General features: G+C 70.9%; 20 protein-coding genes. 12 read left to right on the top strand and 8 right to left on the bottom strand.

The annotated features are described in order from the left end of the window. Nucleotides 1–111 precede the first annotated feature (111 nt). The 4 genes from ACIODU_RS23490 to ACIODU_RS23475 are packed head-to-tail and all read left to right on the top strand — an operon-like array spanning nucleotide 112 to nucleotide 3373. Nucleotides 112–1143, top strand: coding sequence for a PhoH family protein (locus tag ACIODU_RS23490; protein ID WP_356422284.1), 1032 nt, complete (start codon nucleotides 112–114; stop codon nucleotides 1141–1143). Nucleotides 1144–1185: 42 nt separating this feature from the next. Beyond that, on the top strand, nucleotides 1186–1683 hold the full coding sequence (gene ybeY / locus ACIODU_RS23485; RefSeq protein WP_161312613.1) for an rRNA maturation RNase YbeY: 498 nt from the start codon (nucleotides 1186–1188) through the stop codon (nucleotides 1681–1683). Further along, nucleotides 1680–2969 carry a hemolysin family protein gene (locus ACIODU_RS23480; RefSeq protein ID WP_356422287.1) on the top strand — a complete coding sequence of 430 codons (1290 nt, stop codon included), beginning with the start codon at nucleotides 1680–1682 and terminating at the stop codon, nucleotides 2967–2969. Before ybeY ends, ACIODU_RS23480 begins: the two co-directional genes overlap by 4 nt. Nucleotides 2970–3013: 44 nt before the next feature. After that, entirely contained in the window at nucleotides 3014–3373 is a 360-nt protein-coding gene (locus ACIODU_RS23475; protein ID WP_401769768.1) for an MmcQ/YjbR family DNA-binding protein, read from the top strand. A gap of 28 nt (nucleotides 3374–3401) precedes the next feature. On the opposite strand, the gene ACIODU_RS23470 is transcribed toward ACIODU_RS23475, so the two are convergent. Both ACIODU_RS23470 and ACIODU_RS23465 read right to left on the bottom strand, forming a co-directional pair. Further along, nucleotides 3402–4811, bottom strand: coding sequence for a polysaccharide pyruvyl transferase family protein (locus ACIODU_RS23470; RefSeq protein ID WP_356422290.1), 1410 nt, complete (start codon nucleotides 4809–4811; stop codon nucleotides 3402–3404). Nucleotides 4812–5017: 206 nt separating this feature from the next. Then, nucleotides 5018–6511 carry an MFS transporter gene (locus ACIODU_RS23465; RefSeq protein ID WP_401769752.1) on the bottom strand — a complete coding sequence of 498 codons (1494 nt, stop codon included), beginning with the start codon at nucleotides 6509–6511 and terminating at the stop codon, nucleotides 5018–5020. A gap of 147 nt (nucleotides 6512–6658) precedes the next feature. Here ACIODU_RS23465 and ACIODU_RS23460 point away from each other — a divergent pair, with 147 nt between their 5' ends. From ACIODU_RS23460 to ACIODU_RS23445, 4 genes are all read left to right on the top strand, one after another. Further along, nucleotides 6659–7480, top strand: coding sequence for a helix-turn-helix transcriptional regulator (locus ACIODU_RS23460; RefSeq protein ID WP_401769767.1), 822 nt, complete (start codon nucleotides 6659–6661; stop codon nucleotides 7478–7480). A gap of 50 nt (nucleotides 7481–7530) precedes the next feature. Further along, nucleotides 7531–7896: a cytidine deaminase gene (locus ACIODU_RS23455; protein ID WP_356422294.1), complete on the top strand. Its 366-nt coding sequence runs from the start codon at nucleotides 7531–7533 to the stop codon at nucleotides 7894–7896. An 84-nt stretch (nucleotides 7897–7980) separates the two neighbouring features. Beyond that, entirely contained in the window at nucleotides 7981–8952 is a 972-nt protein-coding gene (era, locus tag ACIODU_RS23450; protein ID WP_356422297.1) for a GTPase Era, read from the top strand. Between the two features lie 92 nt (nucleotides 8953–9044). Then, complete coding sequence (locus tag ACIODU_RS23445; protein WP_356422299.1) at nucleotides 9045–9530, top strand: TetR-like C-terminal domain-containing protein; 486 nt, start codon at nucleotides 9045–9047, stop codon at nucleotides 9528–9530. Here the strand turns inward: ACIODU_RS23445 and ACIODU_RS23440 are convergent. Both ACIODU_RS23440 and ACIODU_RS23435 read right to left on the bottom strand, forming a co-directional pair. Further along, a complete protein-coding gene (locus ACIODU_RS23440) occupies nucleotides 9504–9770 on the bottom strand; it encodes a protealysin inhibitor emfourin (protein ID WP_401769751.1) in 267 nt (88 codons plus the stop codon). The two genes, ACIODU_RS23445 and ACIODU_RS23440, sit on opposite strands and share 27 nt — an antisense overlap. A gap of 100 nt (nucleotides 9771–9870) precedes the next feature. After that, nucleotides 9871–10953 carry a M4 family metallopeptidase gene (locus ACIODU_RS23435; RefSeq protein WP_401769750.1) on the bottom strand — a complete coding sequence of 361 codons (1083 nt, stop codon included), beginning with the start codon at nucleotides 10951–10953 and terminating at the stop codon, nucleotides 9871–9873. Nucleotides 10954–11233: 280 nt separating this feature from the next. On the opposite strand from ACIODU_RS23435, the gene leuA reads away from it, so the two are divergent. The 4 genes from leuA to ACIODU_RS23415 all read left to right on the top strand — a co-directional run bounded on the left by leuA (nucleotide 11234) and on the right by ACIODU_RS23415 (nucleotide 15595). Then, nucleotides 11234–13003, top strand: coding sequence for a 2-isopropylmalate synthase (gene leuA, locus ACIODU_RS23430; protein WP_356422308.1), 1770 nt, complete (start codon nucleotides 11234–11236; stop codon nucleotides 13001–13003). Between the two features lie 175 nt (nucleotides 13004–13178). Continuing rightward, on the top strand, nucleotides 13179–13874 hold the full coding sequence (locus tag ACIODU_RS23425) for a TerB family tellurite resistance protein (RefSeq protein WP_401769749.1): 696 nt from the start codon (nucleotides 13179–13181) through the stop codon (nucleotides 13872–13874). A 46-nt stretch (nucleotides 13875–13920) separates the two neighbouring features. Further along, nucleotides 13921–14670: a DNA repair protein RecO gene (recO, locus tag ACIODU_RS23420; protein WP_356422314.1), complete on the top strand. Its 750-nt coding sequence runs from the start codon at nucleotides 13921–13923 to the stop codon at nucleotides 14668–14670. 79 nt (nucleotides 14671–14749) lie between these two features. Beyond that, a complete protein-coding gene (locus ACIODU_RS23415; protein ID WP_401769748.1) occupies nucleotides 14750–15595 on the top strand; it encodes an isoprenyl transferase in 846 nt (281 codons plus the stop codon). Between the two features lie 88 nt (nucleotides 15596–15683). Here the strand turns inward: ACIODU_RS23415 and ACIODU_RS23410 are convergent, their stop codons facing one another. From ACIODU_RS23410 to ACIODU_RS23395, 4 genes are all read right to left on the bottom strand, one after another. Next, nucleotides 15684–16124 carry a transcriptional repressor gene (locus ACIODU_RS23410; protein WP_356422320.1) on the bottom strand — a complete coding sequence of 147 codons (441 nt, stop codon included), beginning with the start codon at nucleotides 16122–16124 and terminating at the stop codon, nucleotides 15684–15686. A gap of 72 nt (nucleotides 16125–16196) precedes the next feature. Then, entirely contained in the window at nucleotides 16197–17138 is a 942-nt protein-coding gene (locus ACIODU_RS23405; protein WP_401769747.1) for a metal ABC transporter permease, read from the bottom strand. A gap of 2 nt (nucleotides 17139–17140) precedes the next feature. Then, nucleotides 17141–17938: a metal ABC transporter ATP-binding protein gene (locus tag ACIODU_RS23400; RefSeq protein WP_356422326.1), complete on the bottom strand. Its 798-nt coding sequence runs from the start codon at nucleotides 17936–17938 to the stop codon at nucleotides 17141–17143. After that, complete coding sequence (locus ACIODU_RS23395) at nucleotides 17935–18909, bottom strand: metal ABC transporter substrate-binding protein (protein ID WP_401769746.1); 975 nt, start codon at nucleotides 18907–18909, stop codon at nucleotides 17935–17937. Before ACIODU_RS23395 ends, ACIODU_RS23400 begins: the two co-directional genes overlap by 4 nt. Nucleotides 18910–18980: the final 71 nt, after the last annotated feature.

The following is an 18980-nucleotide window of genomic DNA, read 5'->3' as shown; positions in this document are numbered from 1 at the left end:
CGGAAAAGTCCTACGGTGTTGTCGGTGCGGAGTCGTAGGCTGGTGGTCCAGAGGTTGTCGAGTGGCGAGAACCCTGCAACGGGAGGTATGCGCAGGCCACAGTGCCGGCCCATGACTCAGACACCTACAGACCCGACCCCCGCACCGGCGCAGGCGCGTGCCCAGTTCACCGTCCCCGACAGCCACCCGATGGTGATGGTCCTGGGTTCGAGGGATTCCCTGCTGCGTGTGATCGAGAAGGCGTTCCCGGCCGCAGACATCCATGTCCGGGGAAACGAGATCAGTGCGACAGGCAGCGCGGCGGACGTCGCGCTCGTCCAGCGCCTGCTCGACGAGATGATGCTGGTGCTCCGCACCGGTCAGCCGATGACGGAGGACGCAGTGGAACGTTCCATCGCCATGCTCAGAGCGAGCGAGAGCGGCGGGGCTGACGGCGAGGAGACCCCCGCCGAGGTGCTCACGCAGAACATCGTGTCCAGCCGTGGACGCACGATCCGCCCGAAGACCCTCAACCAGAAGCGGTACGTCGACGCGATCGACAAGAACACGATCGTCTTCGGCATCGGCCCCGCCGGTACCGGCAAGACCTACCTCGCCATGGCCAAGGCGGTGCAGGCCCTCCAGTCCAAGCAGGTCAGCCGCATCATCCTGACCAGGCCCGCCGTCGAGGCGGGGGAGCGGCTCGGCTTCCTGCCGGGCACGCTCTACGAGAAGATCGACCCGTACCTGCGCCCGCTCTACGACGCGCTGCACGACATGCTCGACCCCGAGTCGATCCCCCGCCTGATGGCGGCGGGCACGATCGAGGTCGCGCCGCTGGCGTACATGCGGGGCCGTACGCTCAACGACGCGTTCATCATCCTGGACGAGGCGCAGAACACCAGCCCCGAGCAGATGAAGATGTTCCTCACCCGCCTCGGCTTCGAATCGAAGATCGTCATCACCGGTGACGTGACCCAGGTCGACCTCCCGGGCGGCACGAAGAGCGGTCTGCGGCAGGTCCAGGAGATCCTGGAAGGCGTCGAGGACGTGCACTTCTCCCGGCTGACGTCGGAGGATGTCGTACGGCACAAGCTCGTCGGCCGTATCGTCGACGCCTACGAGCAGTACGACAGCCGCAACGGCAACGAACAGCACCGCTGAACGAAGCGTGCGCGGCACTAATCGGGAGAGTCTCACCGCACCATGTCGATCGACGTCAACAACGAGTCAGGCACCGAGGTCGACGAGCAGGCGATTCTCGACGTCGCCCGCTACGCGCTCACCCGGATGCGAATCCACCCCCTCTCCGAGCTGTCGGTGATCGTGGTGGACGAGGCCGCCATGGAGCAGCTGCACCTCCAGTGGATGGACCTGCCGGGTCCGACCGATGTCATGTCCTTCCCGATGGACGAGCTGCGTCCGCCGGTCAAGGACGACGAGGAGCCCCCGCAGGGGCTCCTCGGTGACATCGTGCTCTGCCCCGAGGTCGCCAAGAGGCAGGGCGAGGAGGCGCCGACGCGGCACTCCATGGACGAGGAGCTGCAACTCCTCACCGTCCACGGGGTGCTGCATCTCCTCGGGTACGACCACGAGGTGCCGGACGAGAAGGCCGAGATGTTCGGCCTCCAGGCCGCGATCGTCGACGGCTGGCGGGCCGAGCACGGGCTCGAAGGGCCCTCGCCCGCCCCGACCGTCTCGTGACCGCGCAACTGATCGTCGGGGCCGTCGCCCTGGTCGTCGTCGCCTGGCTGGCGGCGTCGGCCGAGGCGGGCCTGGCCCGGGTCTCCAGCTTCCGGGCGGCCGAGGCCGTCAGGTCCGGGCGGCGGGGCGCGGCGAAGCTCGCCCAGATCGCCGCCGACCCCACGCGCTACCTGAACGTGGCCCTGCTGGTGCGGGTCGCCTGCGAGATGGCCGCCGGGGTGCTGGTCACGTACGTCTGCCTCAACGGGTTCGACGACACGTGGGTGGCGCTGGTCGTCGCCATCGGCGTCATGGTCCTGGTGTCGTACGTCGCGGTGGGCGTCTCGCCGCGCACGATCGGCCGCCAGCATCCGCTGAACGTGGCGACGGCGTCCGCGTACGTCCTGCTGCCGCTCGCCAGGATCATGGGCCCGGTTCCGCAACTGCTGATCCTCCTCGGCAACGCGCTCACCCCCGGCAAGGGCTTCCGCAAGGGGCCGTTCGCCAGCGAGGCGGAGCTGCGCGCGATGGTCGACCTCGCCGAGCAGGAGTCCCTGATCGAGGACGACGAGCGCCGGATGGTGCACTCCGTCTTCGAGCTGGGCGACACGCTCGTGCGCGAGGTGATGGTGCCGCGTACGGACCTGGTGGCCATCGAGCGGTCCAAGACGATCCGTCAGGCGCTGACCCTGGCGCTGCGCTCCGGTTTCTCCCGCATCCCGGTGACGGGGGAGAACGAGGACGACATCGTCGGCATCGTCTACCTCAAGGACCTGGTGCGGAAGACCCACATCAACCGGGACTCGGAGGCCGACCTGGTCTCCACGGCGATGCGCCCGGCGGCCTTCGTCCCGGACACGAAGAACGCGGGCGACCTGCTGCGCGAGATGCAGCAGGAGCGCAGCCATGTCGCCGTCGTCATCGACGAGTACGGCGGTACGGCGGGCATCGTCACGATCGAGGACATCCTGGAGGAGATCGTCGGCGAGATCACCGACGAGTACGACCGTGAGCTGCCGCCGGTCGAGGAGATCGGCGACGGCTCCTACCGGGTCACGGCCCGGCTCGACATCGGGGACCTCGGGGAGCTGTTCGGGCTCGACGCGTTCGACGACGAGGACGTGGAGACGGTCGGCGGGCTGCTCGCGAAGGCGCTGGGCCGCGTGCCGATCGCCGGGGCGAGCGCCGAGGTCGACCTGCCGGACGGCCGGACGCTGCGGCTGACGGCGGAGTCCCCGGCGGGCCGCCGCAACAAGATCGTGACGGTCCTGGCGGAGCCGGAGCCCGCGCGGCAGCCGCATCCGTGACGGCACCGGGGGAGCCCGTGGCCGCCGGTGCGGCGGCCGGGGACATGACGGCGGCCGACGTGAGGGCCTGCTGCCTGGAGTTGAACGGGACGTCGCACGACGTCCCGTTCCCGGGCAGCCCCGGCCTGACGGTGTTCCGGGTCGGGGGCCGCATCTTCGCGTTCTGCGCGCCGGAGGAGAGCCCGCTCAAGGTCTCGCTCAAGTGCGATCCGGAGGAGGCGGTCCGGCTGCGGGCGGCCCATCCGCAGATCGTCCCGGGCTGGCACCTCAACAAGCGCCACTGGAACACGGTGACGGTCGCCGGCCTGCCCGCCCGGATGGTCTGCGAACTGATCGAGGACTCGTACGACCTGGTGGTGGCCGGCCTGCCCAGGGCGGACCGGCTCCGGCTCGACCGCCCCTGAGAGGCCGCTTTGGAACGGCCGCCCCCCGCTACGCGTTGTCGGTCTTGGCGCGGCGGACGCGGCGCCGTATCGCCGGGCCGATCCGTACCGCCGCCCGCCGCTCGACGCCCGACAGCCGCTTCTCCAGGTCGGCGACCAGCTTCTGGAGTTCCTTGTTCTGCTTGGTGAGCGAGGTCACGGCGCGCTCGCTCCGCTCCGCCCGCTCGTGCAGCCGGCTGATGCGGTACTGGAACGCCCCGTCGTCGGAGCCGTCCCACACGCCGATCGGCGACGGCAGTTTCAGCGCGGCGAGACGGGTCTCGTAGGCCGCGCCGCCGTCCCCGTGGGTGAAGGTGTTCTGGAGGTTGTTCCGGTCGAGGAACTCCCGGAAGCGGCGGAAGCGCTCCGGGTGCCCGTCCACCAGCGGCCGGTAGTCGGCCTGTTCGTACAGGTCCGCCGGGTGGATGTCGCCGGGCAGCCCCCGGAGCATCCGGTGCGGTATGCCGAAGTACCGGCAGAGCTCCAGGGTCCGTGAGTCGTGGACCAGAACGACGGCGGGGGTGCCGGACAGGAGCGCCGCGATGTTGCCGTGGATGCGGGTCCCGTACGCGAAGTCGAACGTGGACAGCTCCTCCAGCCACGTCCTCGGGTCCAGCGGGACCCTGACCTTGTTCTCCTGGAACAGCGGGTGCGACAGCCGGCGCGGCAGCGCGTCGTCGTTCCCCGAGGCCTCCGAGGTGTCGCCCCAGAAGAGCAGCTGGGCGTCGGTCATGTTCTGCGCGAAGTACGTGAGGTGGGGGAAGCGCCGGTACGCGTGGTCGGCGAGCCCGGCCACGTCGCCCACCGAGACGGCCCCGGGCGACAGGTTGATCGCTATCCGGGACGCCGCGTCGATCGTGCCGGGACGGCTCAGGGCCGGGAACGTCTCCCCGTACAGGAACATCGAGGGACAGCCGATGATGTCGACCTCGTCCTCGGAGAAGCCCAGGTTGTGGAGGTACGAGGCGGTCAGCTCACCCCGGACGCCGATGGACGCCGATCTCTCCAGCACCGCCCGGCAGAACCGTTTCACGGACGCCTCGATGGGGCCCAGCCGCTTGACGTCGAACTTCTCGTTGGCCTGGGCCCCGACGCCCAGGACCACCACCGGGATGGTGAGTTGCTCGATGAGGGTGGACAGCCGGTCCAGGGAGGTCTTGAAGGAGGGGCGGAAGGCGTTGGCGAGCGGGACGACAAAGACGTCGTACCGCTCGTTGATCTCCTTCGCCCGCGCGGCGCTCGTGTCGGTCGGCAGACCGTTGGACGTGATCTCGGTGTGCTCCGTGAGCAGGATCTTGTGGGTGGCGTCGCTGAACAGCAGGTTGCCCGAGTTCGTGCCGATCAGATCCTGGTGCAGGAACTCCTCGCGCGACGCGACACGGAACGGGCTCTTGCCGGAGCGGATGAGTATGCGCTTCATGGGCCTTGTCTCTCTTGCTCGGCTCACCGGCGGAGGGGGGAGAGCGAACGCTGCTCGCGGCGCCGGTCAAGGAAACCTTGAACAGGGGGTGAACGGGACGATACCCCAGGTCAAACAAGGGAAGGCCAGAATATTTCACGTTATGGAGTGCTTTGGGTAGAGCCCTTCGCGCTCCTTTACAGCCGATCCTCGGGACGGCCGGGCGGTCACGCCGCACGGCGTCCGCGCAGGCCCGCCGCCACCAGGAGCGCCACCGCGACCACGATCGCCGCGTCCGCCGCGAGGACCAGCCTGACCCCGTCGTACAACCCGCCGTGCGTGGTGGCGAGGACGCCCAGCAGCGGGATCCCGATGGTGAGGCCGACCTGCTGGGTCGTGGTCACCAGGCCCGTGGCGAGGCCCTGTTCCCCGTCCGGGACGCCGGACGTCACGGTCAGACCGTACGAGATGATCGCGCCCAGATGGCACATGCTCGCCAGCGAGACCGCCACCGTGGCCAGGAGGACCCCCGAGGCGGCGCCGATGCCCAGCAGCGCGGCGGTGAACACCCCCTGGCCGAGCAGGGATCCCACCAGCGTCCGGCGGGCGCCGAGGCGGCCGATCACGCGGGGGGCCAGCATGCCCGCTACCACCGACATCACCCCCTGGAACCCGAAGACCAGACCCGTCTCGAACGAGCTGAGGCCCAGGGTCTCCTGGAAGTAGAGGGTGAGGACGAACACCACCGTGCTCATCATCGAGAAGGTGACCAGGCCGCCCAGATTGCCCCACGCCACGGTCCGCCGCCGCAGCATCGGCAGCGAGACCAGGGGAGCGGCGCTGCGGGACTCGACCACCGCGAACGCCACCAGCAGCGCCACGCCCGCGCCGAGCGCCGCCAGGACGTCGGCGCCGCCGAAGCCGCGCTCGGCGGCGGTCGACAGGGCGTAGATCAGCGCGAGCAGACCGCCGGTGACGGTCACCGCGCCGGGGACGTCGAGGCGGGGCCGCTCGGGGGTACGGGACTCGGGCAGCAGCCCCGGCGCCAGGGCGAGCACGAGCACCGCGGCGACCGCCAGCAGCCCCATGGTGGACCGCCAGCCCAGCGTGTCCGTCATCACCCCGCCGAGCACCATCCCGACGGTGAAGCCCAGCGAGAGCAGCGTCCCGCTGATGCCCAGCGCCCGGTCGCGCTGCGGGCCTTCGGGGAACGTCGTGGTGAGGAGCGACATCCCGGTCGGCACGATGACGGCGGCGCCGAGCCCCTGGAGCGCCCGGCCCGCCAGGAACACTTCCGGGCTCCAGGCGAGGGTGGCGAGCAGCGAGGCGGAGCCGAAGACGGCGAGGCCGGTGAGGAAGAGCCTGCGGCGGCCGTACAGGTCGGCGATCCGCCCGAAGAGCAGCAGGAAGCCGCCGGACGGCAGGGCGAACGCGGTGACGCCCCACTGGAGCGCGGACCGGCTCATGCCCAGGTCCTCGCCGAGGACCGGCAGGGCCACGTTCAGTACGGAGAAGTCGAGCGCCACCATGAATTGCGCGGCGCAGAGCACGAAGAGGATCAGCCTGGCGCGGCCGGTGAGCCGCGCGGGCGCGGGCGCCGGGGGGTGGTCGAAGGCGGGGACGGCGGGCGGGGCGGCGGCCCGGCCGGGAGCGGTGGCGGCGGCCCGGGCAGAGGTGCCCGGGCTGTCCGGCGGGGTCGGGGCGGAGGTCTCGGTCGGCATGGGCCCCAGCCTGCGGTCGCCGGAATAGCCGTGGGGAGCGGGTACTTATCCTGTTGGCGGGACCACCAGGCAGCAGGGCGGGGGGAGTTCTTCGTGACCACGGAGACCGGCAGGACGCGTCGCCTCGGCGAGCTGCGCGAGTTCCTGATGAGCAGGCGTGCCCGGGTCACCCCGGGCGAGGCGGGGCTGCCGGACGGCGGGGCCCGGCGCCGTACGCCGGGACTGCGGCGCGAGGAGGTCGCCGTCCTCGCGGGCGTCGGGGTCTCGTGGTACCAGTGGCTCGAACAGGGCAGGGACATCACCGTCTCGCCGCAGGTCCTCGACTCGGTGGCCCGGGTGCTGCGGCTGACCGCCATCGAGCGCCGTCACCTGTACGTCCTGGCGGGGCTCAACCCGCCCGCGCCGCAGGTGCATCCGGCGGCCGCCGACATGTGCGACGGGCTGCGGCGGATGATCGACGCGTGGATGCCGTACCCCGCGCACATCATGGACTGCTACTGGAACACGGTGATGTTCAACGAGGCGGCCGGCGCGGTGCTCGGGATGCGGGCGGGGAGTCCCCGGAACTGCCTGATCACGTTCTTCACCGACCCGATCTACCGCGCACGGAACAAGCAGTGGGAGAGGATCGCGCCGCTCGTCGTGGCGCAGTTCCGGGCGGCCTGCTCGGAGTGCCCCGACGACGAGGGGTTCCAGGCGGTGGTCGAGGAGGTCATGGCGTCCAGCGAGGAGTTCGCGGTGCTCTGGAACCAGCGGGACATCGCGCCCGCCGGGCAGGTCCGCAAGGAGTTGCAGCACCCGGTGGTCGGCACGCTGTACGTGGAGTCCACGCACCTCAGGGTGCCCGCCAGGCCCGACCTCGCGATCGTCCTCCAGACCCCGCTGCCCGAGACGGACACGGCGGCGAAGCTGGAGTGGCTGGCGAGCCCGGAGGGCCGGCGCGGCTCGCTGTACCCGCTGGCGGTCTGACCGGCCGGGGGCCGTCGCGGGCGCCGCCGTACGGCTCCTATGCTCACCCCATGACGCAGAGCACCGGCCCCGGTCCCGCACTCGACCCCGAGGACCGCAAGATCATCACGCTGGCCCGCAGCGCCCGCGCCCGCAACGGAGTCGCCGAGGGCGCGGCCGTACGGGACGACACCGGCAGGACGTACGTCGCCGGGACGGTCGACCTGCCCTCCCTCAAGCTCAGCGCCCTCAGGACGGCCGTCGCGATGGCCGTCGCCAGCGGGGCAGGCTCCCTGGAGGCCGCGGCGGTCGTCTCCGAGGCCGCCGCCGTCGCGGACGACGATCGCGCCGCCGTACGGGACCTCGGCGGGGACCTGACCCCCGTGCTGCTGGCGGGCCCCGACGGGGTCCCGCGCGCGACCGTCCAGGCGGGCTGACGGGGGCCCGGCGGGCCGCCGCCCGGGCCGTCCCCGGCCGGATCGGCGTGGATCTGGTCGGCGGGGCGTGAACGATCGGGGAGAATGGGCGCCATGAGCGCTCGTACCCCCTCTCCGTCCGAGGCAGCCGGAGCAGCGGAAGCCCCCCACCGGGCCGGCTTCGCCTGCTTCGTCGGCCGCCCCAACGCGGGCAAGTCCACCCTCACGAACGCTCTGGTCGGTCAGAAGGTGGCCATCACCTCGAACCGGCCGCAGACCACGCGTCACACCGTCCGGGGCATCGTCCACCGCCCCGAGGCGCAGCTGATCCTGGTCGACACCCCCGGCCTCCACAAGCCGCGCACGCTCCTCGGCGAACGCCTCAACGACATCGTGCGCGCGACGTGGTCCGAGGTCGACGTGATCGGCTTCTGCCTGCCCGCCGACCAGAAGCTCGGCCCCGGTGACCGGTTCATCGCCAAGGAACTGGCGGGGATCAAGAAGACGCCGAAGGTCGCCGTCGTCACCAAGACGGACCTGGTCGAGTCCAGGACGCTCGCCGAGCAGCTCATCGCCATCGACCAGCTGGGCAAGGAGATCGGCCTGGAGTGGGCCGAGATCGTCCCCGTGTCGGCGGTCGGCGACCAGCAGGTCGGCCTGCTCGCCGACCTCCTCGTCCCGCTGCTCCCCGTGAGCCCGCCGCTCTACCCCGAGGGCGACCTCACGGACGAGCCGGAGATGGTGATGGTCGCCGAGCTGATCCGGGAGGCCGCGCTGGAAGGCGTACGGGACGAGCTGCCGCACTCGATCGCGGTGGTCGTCGAGGAGATGCTGCCGCGCGAGGACCGCCCGGCGGACAAGCCGCTGCTCGACATCCACGCCAACGTCTACATCGAGCGGCCCAGCCAGAAGGGCATCATCATCGGCCCGAAGGGCAAGCGGCTCAAGGAGGTCGGGACCAAGTCGCGCAAGCACATCGAGGCGCTGCTCGGTACGCCGGTCTTCCTCGACCTGCACGTGAAGGTCGCCAAGGACTGGCAGCGCGACCCGAAGCAGCTGCGCAAGCTGGGCTTCTGAGGTCGGGCCGACGCCACTTCGGTCCGGCCCGACGCCTCTTCGGTCCGGCCGACACTCCGTGATGGCCCCGTCACGCAGTTATTCTTCTTGTCGTGTCGACCACTGATCACACCGGTGTCCTGCGTGAGGGGTTCGCACGTTTCCTGGAACGGCTCCGAGAGGTCGGTGAGGACGAGGAGGATCCGGTCGCCGAGCTGTTCGCGCTCTGCCGCGCGTACCGGGAGTTCGCCCTCGCCGAACCCGACGTCTACGCCGTCCTGTTCGGTGGCTCCGGACTGTCCGGCTTCCAACCGGGCGTCGCGCACCGGGAGATGGGTCTGTACGTGCTCCGCGTGCCGAACGGCGCGATCCAGCGGGCCGTGGCGGCGGGCCGGTTCCGGCCGGCCGACGAGGGGCTGCTCGTCCGCCGCCTGTGGTGCCTGCTGCACGGCATGGCCGAGCTGGAGCGGACCGGCTACCTGCCGGGGCGCTACGGCCACCGGGCCTTCCTGGACGCGGCCGTACGGGACTTCGCGGTCGGCGCGGGCGACACCTTCGAGGCGGCGACCGCCTCAGGCGCCTTCCTTGAGGACGCGTGAGACGAGCGTGCGCTGCGCCTCGGACAGGTGCGGGTCCGCGCAGTGGAAGACCCGGCCGTCGACTGTGACCGTATAGCTGAAACCGTCGGGCACCACCGGCCCCGGCGCCTCCCGGGCGTCCGCGGCCGCCTGTTCCGCCAGGGCCCGCCAATCGGCCGCGTCGGGCAGGGCCGAGATGTCGATCCCGGCCCTGCGTTCGATGCCCGCGAAGCCGCCTGTGCGCCGTACGTCGATCCACATGGGTCCTGTCTAACGCACCCCGGCCGTTCGCGGGAGGGCGACGCACGAGCGCGCGGACGCCGGCTCGTGGGAGGCGGGCTCACGCCGTACGGATTCCGGCTCACGCCGTCGGGACCCCCACCTCCGCCCACGCCTTGACCACGGCCTCGTGCTCCGCCGTGCCGTCCCCGTAGCGGGCGCCGGCCGCCGCGACCGTGAGCCGGGCGAAGTCGGTGAAGTTCGCGTCGACCTCCAGGTCGCCGCCGGTCAGCACGTCGAACCAGATCTGCCCCGCCCGCTCCCAGGACTTCCCGCCGAGCTGCGTGGCGAGGAGGCAGAACGCCCGGTTGGGGATGCCGGAGTTGATGTGCACGCCGCCGTTGTCGCGGCCCGTACGGACGTAGTCGTCCATCGACCCCGGCTGCGGGTCCTTGCCGAGGACGTCGTCGTCGTACGCGCTGCCCGGCTCCTTCATCGAGCGCAGGGCGACCCCGGTGACGCGCGGGGCGAGCAGCCCGGCGCCGATGAGCCAGTCGGCGTCGGTGGCGGTCTGGTCCAGGGTGTACTGCTTGACCAGGGAGCCGAAGACGTCCGACACGGACTCGTTGAGGGCGCCCGGCTGGCCGTAGTAGCTGAGGTTGGCGGTGTACTGCGTCAGGCCGTGGGCCAGTTCGTGCGCGATCACGTCGACCGGCAGCGTGAAGTCGAGGAAGATCTCCCCGTCCCCGTCGCCGAACACCATCTGCTCGCCGTCCCAGAACGCGTTGCCGTACTCCCGGTCGTAGTGGACGCTCGCGACGAGCGGCAGCCCGGCGCCGTCCAGCGAGTCCCGTCCGTACGCCGACAGCAGCAGCTCGAACGTGGCGCCGAGCCCGTTGTACGCGCGGTTGACGGTGGCGTCCGTGCCGGGCTCGTCGCCCTCGGACCTGACCTTCCTGCCCGGCAGGGCCGTACGGTGTCCGCAGTCGTGGATCGTGCGCGCGGGCCGGCCGGTCGGCGCGTCGGAGGCCGCGGGCGCCCCCAGGGTGGTCGTGAGCGCGCGGCGCGTACGGCGCGCGGAGTCCGCCTCCAGCGTGCGCCGGGCGGGTCCGGAGAGGGCCGGGTCGTCGGACCTGGCGAGCTTGTCGAGGACGTGCGGCGGCACGATCGTGCAGAAGACGGGGTGGGGGACGGCGTGGGGGGCGGCTGAGCCGGTGGCATCCATAAGACGAATGTGGCACCGCGTAGCGGCTCTGTCACTCAAAGTCACCATGATGGCTGAAATGCAGCGATCTGCCGGTATTCGGTCCCGCATACTGATACGGACGGTCCCGGGCGCCCGGGCTCGGCTACAGTGCCACGCATCATGCGTTTCGGGCTGCTTCTCCTTAGCTGCCGCGGCGAGGGTCTGTAGTCGCAGGCCGACCCCCTCCCCGCGGAGTCTGGTGTTGCGGTTTTCCCGCCCCGTCGGCCGTCCCAGCGGACACACGAGGAGCCCCTGCGCCATGTCTGACCCCTCCGTCACTTCTGTCGGTCGCCCCACGCCCCTGACCAACGCGACCCACACCCAGAAGCCCTCCGGAATGCCGGTCCACAAGTACGGCCCGTACGAGGCCGTGGCCATCCCGGACCGCACCTGGCCCGAGAAGCGGGTCACCACCGCGCCGCGCTGGCTCTCCACGGACCTGCGGGACGGCAACCAGGCCCTGATCGACCCCATGTCGCCGGCGCGCAAGCGTGAGATGTTCGACCTGCTGGTCCGCATGGGCTACAAGGAGATCGAGGTCGGCTTCCCGGCGTCCGGTGCGACCGATTTCGCGTTCGTACGGTCGATCATCGAAGAGGGCGCGATCCCGGAGGACGTGACGATCTCCGTACTGACGCAGGCGCGCGAGGAGCTGATCGAGCGCACGGTGGAGTCCCTGCGCGGCGCCCACCGGGCGACGGTGCACCTCTACAACGCGACCGCGCCGACCTTCCGCCGGGTGGTCTTCCGGGGGACGAAGGAGCAGGTCAAGCAGATCGCCGTGGACGGGACGCGGCTGGTGATGGAGTACGCGGAGAAGATCCTCGGCCCCGAGACGATCTTCGGCTACCAGTACTCGCCGGAGATCTTCACCGACACCGAGCTGGACTTCGCCCTGGAGGTCTGCGAGGCGGTCATGGACGTCTGGCAGCCGGAGGCCGGCCGCGAGATCATCCTCAACCTGCCGGCCACGGTGGAGCGTTCGACGCCGTCCACACACGCGGACCGCTTCGAGTGGATGTCACGGAACCTGTCCCGCCGCGAGTTCGTCTGCCTGTCCGTACACCCGCACAACGACCGGGGTACGGCCGTGGCCGCCGCGGAACTGGCGCTGATGGCGGGCGCCGACCGGATCGAGGGCTGCCTGTTCGGCCAGGGCGAGCGCACCGGCAACGTCGACCTGGTGACCCTCGGCATGAACCTCTTCTCGCAGGGCGTCGACCCGCAGATCGACTTCTCGCAGATCGACGACATCCGCCGCACCAGCGAGTACTGCAACCAGATGGAGATCCACCCGCGCCACCCGTACGTCGGCGACCTGGTCTACACCTCCTTCTCCGGCTCCCACCAGGACGCCATCAAGAAGGGCTTCGACGCCATGGCGGCGGACGCGGCGGCGCGCGGCGTCACGGTGGACGAGATCGAGTGGGCGGTGCCGTACCTGCCGATCGACCCGAAGGACGTGGGGCGTTCGTACGAAGCCGTCATCCGGGTCAACTCGCAGTCGGGCAAGGGCGGTGTCGCGTACGTCCTCAAGAACGGGCACAAGCTGGACCTGCCGCGCCGGATGCAGATCGAGTTCTCCCGGATCATCCAGACCAAGACCGACGCCGAGGGCGGCGAGATCACGCCGGGCCAGATCTGGTCGGTCTTCCAGGACGAGTACCTGCCCAACGCCGACGACCCCTGGGGCCGGATCCAGCTCACTTCCGGCCAGACCACGACCGGCACCGACGGACAGGACACGCTGACCGTGCGGGCCGCCGTGGACGGTACGGAAACGGTCCTGAGCGGCACCGGCAACGGCCCGATCTCCGCCTTCGTCGACGCGCTGGCGGGCATCGGCATCGACGCCCGGGTGCTGGACTACCAGGAACACACCATGAGCGAGGGCGCGAGCGCGCAGGCCGCCTCGTACATCGAGTGCGCGATCGACGGAAAGGTGCTGTGGGGCATCGGGATCGACGCGAACACCACCCGCGCGTCACTCAAGGCGGTCATTTCCGCGGTGAACCGCGCCACCCGCTGATCCGTCCTCCGGACCCCGCTGACCTGAGGTTTCGCGGACCCCGCCCGCCCGAACCGGTGGGCGGGGTTCAGCCATTCACGGCGATCTCGCGCCGGGGTGCTGACGCCGCTTCCCAGATGTGGCTAACATCACGTCAACGCGGCAATGTTGCCGGAGCGTTACGGAGGTGCGCGACGTGCTGCCAGCTCAGGGATCAAGTGGCCGAAAAGTGCGCATCTGTGGCATTCGTACGTCCTGGAACACGGTGGGCGACGGCGAGTTCTTCTGCCCCGGCTGCGGAGGCGACCGCAACTACCGCCGCCGTACCGGCCGTCGCCGCTTCACGGTCGTCGGCGTGCCGCTCCTGAACCGGGGGACCGCCGGTCCCGTCGTCGAATGCGCCGCCTGCCACGGCCACTTCGGTACGGACACGCTCGACCACCCCACCACGGTCCGCTTCTCGGCGATGCTGCGCGACGCCGTCCACACCGTCGCGCTCGCCGTCCTGGTGGCCGGCGGCACCTCCTCCTCCACCGTGCGCGAGACGGCCGTCCACGCGGTCCGCGCGGCGGGCTTCGACGACTGTACGGAGGAGCGGCTGACGGAGCTGGTGGAGGCGCTGGCCGCCGACACCGGCCGGTTCGTCATCGACCCGGGACCGTGCGGCGCCGCGCTCGCCATCGAGCTGCACGAGGCGCTGGAGCCGCTGGCCCCGCACCTGGCCCCGGCGGGCCGGGAGTCGATCCTCGTCCAGGGCGCCAGGATCGCCCTCGCCGACGGGCCGTACATCCCCGCGGAGCGCGAGGTGCTGTCCACGGTCGGCCGCGCGCTGCGGCTGTGCGTGGCGGACACGGAGAGACTGCTGCTGGCGGCGGCCCGCACGCCGTCCTGACGGCGGGCGTGGGGGAGCGCGCCGGCCATGCGGGACAATGGGGCGCATGAGTCTGTTCCGGGACGACGGCGTCGTGCTGCGCACCCAGAAGCTCGGTGAGGCCGACCGCATCATCACGCTTCTGACCCGCGGCCACGGACGGGTCCGGGCCGTCGCCCGGGGGGTACGGCGCACGAAGTCGAAGTTCGGGGCCCGGCTGGAGCCGTTCTCCCACGTCGACGTGCAGTTCTTCGCGCGCGGCGGCGAGCTGGTAGGGCGCGGGCTGCCGCTCTGCACGCAGAGCGAGACCATCGCTCCGTACGGGGGCGGCATCGTCACCGACTACGCGCGCTACACCGCCGGCACGGCCATGCTGGAGACCGCGGAGCGGTTCACGGACCACGAGGGCGAGCCGGCCGTCCAGCAGTACCTGCTGCTCGTCGGCGGGCTGCGCACGCTCGCCCGAGGGGAGCACGCCCCGCACCTGATCCTGGACGCCTTCCTGCTGCGCTCCCTCGCGGTCAACGGCTACGCGCCGAGTTTCGACGACTGCGCGAAGTGCGGGCTGGGCGGGCCGAACCGTTTCTTCTCGGTCGCGGCGGGCGGAGTGATATGCGGCGACTGCCGGGTGCCGGGCAGCGTCGTACCCTCTGCGGAGGCCGTCCTCCTGCTCAGCGCGCTGCTGACCGGCGACTGGGAGACGGCCGACGCGTGCGAGGCACGCCATGTCAGGGAGGGCAGCGGGCTGGTGTCCGCCTATCTGCACTGGCATCTGGAGCGCGGTCTGCGCTCGCTCCGGTACGTGGAGAAGAACTGAACAGTACGCAGCGTACGAACAGTGTGACGAGTGCGTAGAGAAGACCGAAGAGCACGGCAGCACGAGGAGACAAGAGCGCATGGCACGACGCGGAATCCTGGGACGTACCCGCCGCGAGTACAAGACGCCGGAGCCGCACCCCTCCGGCGCGGTACCGCCGCAGATCCAGAGCGAGCTGGTGCCGAAGCACGTGGCGTGCGTGATGGACGGGAACGGGCGCTGGGCCAAGGAGCGCGGCCTGCCGCGCACCGAGGGGCACAAGGTCGGCGAGGGGGTGGTGCTCGACGTCCTCAAGGGCTGCCTGGAGATGGGCGTCAAAAACCTCTCGCTGTACGCGTTCTCCACCGAGAACTGGAAGCGCACCCCCGACGAGGTGCGGTTCCTGATGAACTTCAACCGCGACGTCATCCGCCGCCGCCGCGACGAGATGGACGAGCTGGGCATCAGGATCCGCTGGGTCGGCCGGATGCCGAAGATGTGGAAGTCGGTCGTCCAGGAGCTCCAGGTCGCGCAGGAGCAGACCAAGGACAACGACGCCATGACGCTGTACTTCTGCGTCAACTACGGCGGACGGGCGGAGATCGCGGACGCGGCGCGGGCGCTCGCCGCCGACGTCGCGTCGGGCAAGCTCGAACCGTCGAAGGTCAACGAGAAGACCTTCGCCAAGTACCTCTACTACCCCGACATGCCGGACGTGGATCTCTTCCTCCGCCCGAGCGGTGAGCAGCGTACGTCCAACTACCTGATCTGGCAGAGCAGTTACGCCGAGATGGTCTTCCAGGACGTGCTGTGGCCCGATTTCGACCGGCGGGACCTGTGGCGGGCCTGTCTGGAATTCGCCTCCCGGGACCGGCGGTTCGGCGGCGCGCTGCCCAACCTGTCGACGGGCGAGGACGACGAGATCGAGGAGCCGCGGGACAACTGAGCGGCGGACCGGCGCGGGGACGCCGTACGGGCCCATGGACCTGGGCCTGTACGGCGTCCCCGGGCTCTGTTCCGGTCGTGAGAGGCGTCTAGTTCTTGACCGCCGCCGCCGCGCACTCCGCGCAGGTGCCGAAGATCTCCACCGTGTGCGCCACCGCCACGTAGCCGTGCTGCGCGGCGACCGTCTCCGCCCACTGCTCGACGGCGGGCCCCTCGACCTCCACGGCCTTGCCGCAGACCCGGCACACCAGGTGGTGGTGGTGGTCGCCGGTCGAGCAGCGCCGGTAGACCGACTCCCCGTCGTTCGTCCGCAGGACGTCCACCTCGCCGGCGTCGGCGAGGGACTGGAGGGTGCGGTAGACGGTCGTCAGGCCGACCGAGTCACCGCGGTGCTTGAGCATGTCGTGGAGCTCCTGCGCGCTGCGGAACTCGTCCACCTGGTCCAGCGCCGCCGCCACCGCGGCCCGCTGGCGGGTGGATCGGCCGCGCACGGGGGCCGTGCCCGCTCCATCGCCGGTCGCAGTCGTCACAGGTGCCTCCTTGCCTCTGCCCGTACCGCCGGGCGTCGCCCGCTTACGTCGGGCCATTCTGCCAGCTCGCGCTCACACCGCGAGGTCATCACCGGCCCGCCGGGCGGCGGGGAGACCCGGTACGGACGGTTCCGTGGCCGGTACGGACGGTTCGGTGGCCGGTTCGGGCTGTTCACCGCCGGGACCACCACTCACGGCCCGCGCCCGCCGTCTCGCCAGCGGAGTGGCCAGGACGGTCAGGACCACGAACAGCCCGATGGCCAGCAATACGATTGTCGCTCCCGGCGGCACGTCCTGGTAGTACGACGTGACCGTGCCGCCCACCGAGACCGTCGTCCCGATCACCACGGCGAGCACGAACGTGACCGCGAACGACCGCGTGACCTGCTGGGCCGCCGCCACCGGCACCACCATCAGCGCGCTCACCAGCAGCAGCCCCACGACCCGCATCGCGACGGTCACGGTCACCGCCGCCGTGACGGCCACCAGCAGGTTCAGGGTCCGTACCGGCAGCCCCGTCACCCGGGCGAACTCCTCGTCCTGGCTGACCGCGAAGAGCTGGCGCCGCAGCCCCACCGTCACCAGCACCACGAAGGCGGCGAGGACGGAGATCGAGACCACGTCCTGGGACGAGACCGTCGACAGCGAGCCGAAGAGGAACGAGAGCAGATTGGCGTTGGAGCCGTTCGGCGCGAGGTTGATCAGCAGGACCCCGCCGGACATCCCGCCGTAGAAGAGCATGGCGAGCGCGATGTCGCCGCGGGTGCGGCCGTACGCCCGGATCAGTTCCATCGTGATCGCGCCGGCCACCGAGACCAGCGTCGCCGTCCAGACGGGGCTCCAGGACAGCAGGAAGCCGAGACCGACGCCGGTGAGGGCCACGTGGCCGATGCCGTCGCCCATGAGCGCCTGGCGGCGCTGTACGAGGTAGATGCCGATGGCGGGGGCGGTGACGCCGATCAGCACGGCGGCGATCAGCGCGCGCTGCATGAAGGGGGCCTGGAGCATTTCCATGGTCAGCTCAGCAGTCCTGTACGGAGCGGCTCGCCGGCCGCGTGGGGGTGGACGTGGTCGTGGCCCGGGAGGGCGTGCTGGCCGAGGGCCGGGGGCGGCGGGCCGTCGTGCAGGACGCAGCCCTCGCGCAGCACCACCGCGCGGTCGATCAGGGGCTCCAGCGGGCCCAGTTCGTGCAGGACGAGCAGCACTGTCGTACCGGCCGCGACCTGTTCGCGCAGGGTCGCCGCGAGGATCTCCTGGCTGGCGAGGTCGACGCCGGCCATCGGCTCGTCCATGATCAGGAGTTCGGGTTCGGAGGCGAGCGCCCTGGCGATCAGCACGCGCTGGTACTGGCCGCCGGACAGCGCGTTCACGGAGTCCTTGGCGCGGTCCGCGAGGCCCACCAGCTCGATGACGCGCTCGACGGCCGCCCGGTCGGCCCGGCCGGGCCATTTCAGCTTCGTACGGGACAGGCGGCCGGCGGCGACGATCTCGCGGACCGTCGCGGGCACGCCGCCCTCCGCCGTGGTGCGCTGCGGTACGTATCCGACGCGCGACCAGTCGCGGAAGCGGCGCAGGGGCGTCGAGAAGAGCGAGACCTCGCCGCTCGTGAGCGGGACCTGGCCGATCACCGCGCGGACGGCCGTGGACTTGCCGGAGCCGTTGGCGCCGAGCAGGGCGACCACCTCGCCGTGGTGCACGGTGAGGTCGATGCCGCGCAGCACGGGGCGGGCGCCGAGGGTGGCTGTCGCGCCCCGGAGCGCGATGACGGGGGCGGCGGGGGTGCCGGGGCTGTCGGACGTGCCGGGGGCGCTCACTTGGCGCCCAGCGCGTTCTGGAGCGCGGTCAGGTTGGCCTTCATGACCTGGAGGTAGTCCGATCCCTTGGACTTCGCCGTGATGCCTTCGAGCGGGTCCAGGACGTCGGTCCGCAGGCCGGTGTCCCCGGCGATGGTCTTGGCGGTCCTGTCGCTGGCGAGCGTCTCGAAGAACACGGTGCTGACCTTGTCCTGCCGGGCGATGGTCCCCAGCTCCTTCACGCGCGCGGGGCTCGGCTCCGCCTCGGGGTCGACCCCGGCGATGGCCTCCTGCTCCAGGCCGTACCGCTCGGCGAGGTAGCCGAAGGCGGCGTGGGTGGTGATGAACGTCCTGGTGGCGGTGTGGGCGAGGCCCTGCTCGAAGGCGGTGTCGAGGGCGCCGAGCTTTCCGACGAGGGTGCCGGTGTTCGTACGGTACGTGGCGGCGTGGTCCGGGTCCGCCTTCTCCAGGGCGGCGCCGACGCCCTTCGCGACCTCGGCGTACTTCACCGGATCCAGCCAGATGTGCGGGTCGTTGCCGTCCGCGGACTCCTCCTCATGGTCCTCGTCCCCGTGGCCCTCGTCCCCTTCGTGGGCGTGGCCGGTCTCGGTGCCGTGGTGTTCCATCTCCGTGAGCGACGTCGCGTCGACGATCTGCCGCGCGCCGGACTGGCCGATGGCGTCGTCCACGGCGGGGGCGATGCCCTTGAGGTACAGGATGACGTCGGCCTGGCTGAGCCGGGCGGTCTCCCGGGGGCTCAGTTCCAGGTCGTGCGGCTCGGTGCCCGGCTTGGTCAGCGTCGTGACGGAGACATGATCGCCGCCTATCTGCTGGGCCAGGAACTGCATGGGGTAGAACGACGCGGTCACCGCCAGCCTGCCGTCGCCCTTCCTCCCGGCCGTGTCGGAGGAGGAGCAGGCGGAGAGCGCCAGCAGGCCGAGCGTGACCGCTCCGGCCGTGGCGGCGGTGGGTATCAGGCGTCGCACGTTCATGACAGTCATTTTCAACAAAAGTGGAAACGATTGTCAACAAGGTGCGCTCCCGGCCGTTCCCGCACACCGAT

This window comes from Streptomyces sp. NPDC088261, assembly GCF_044740805.1.
In the GTDB taxonomy this organism is placed as follows: Bacteria; Actinomycetota; Actinomycetes; order Streptomycetales; family Streptomycetaceae; genus Streptomyces.
This window is presented reverse-complemented; position numbering and strand designations above follow the sequence as displayed.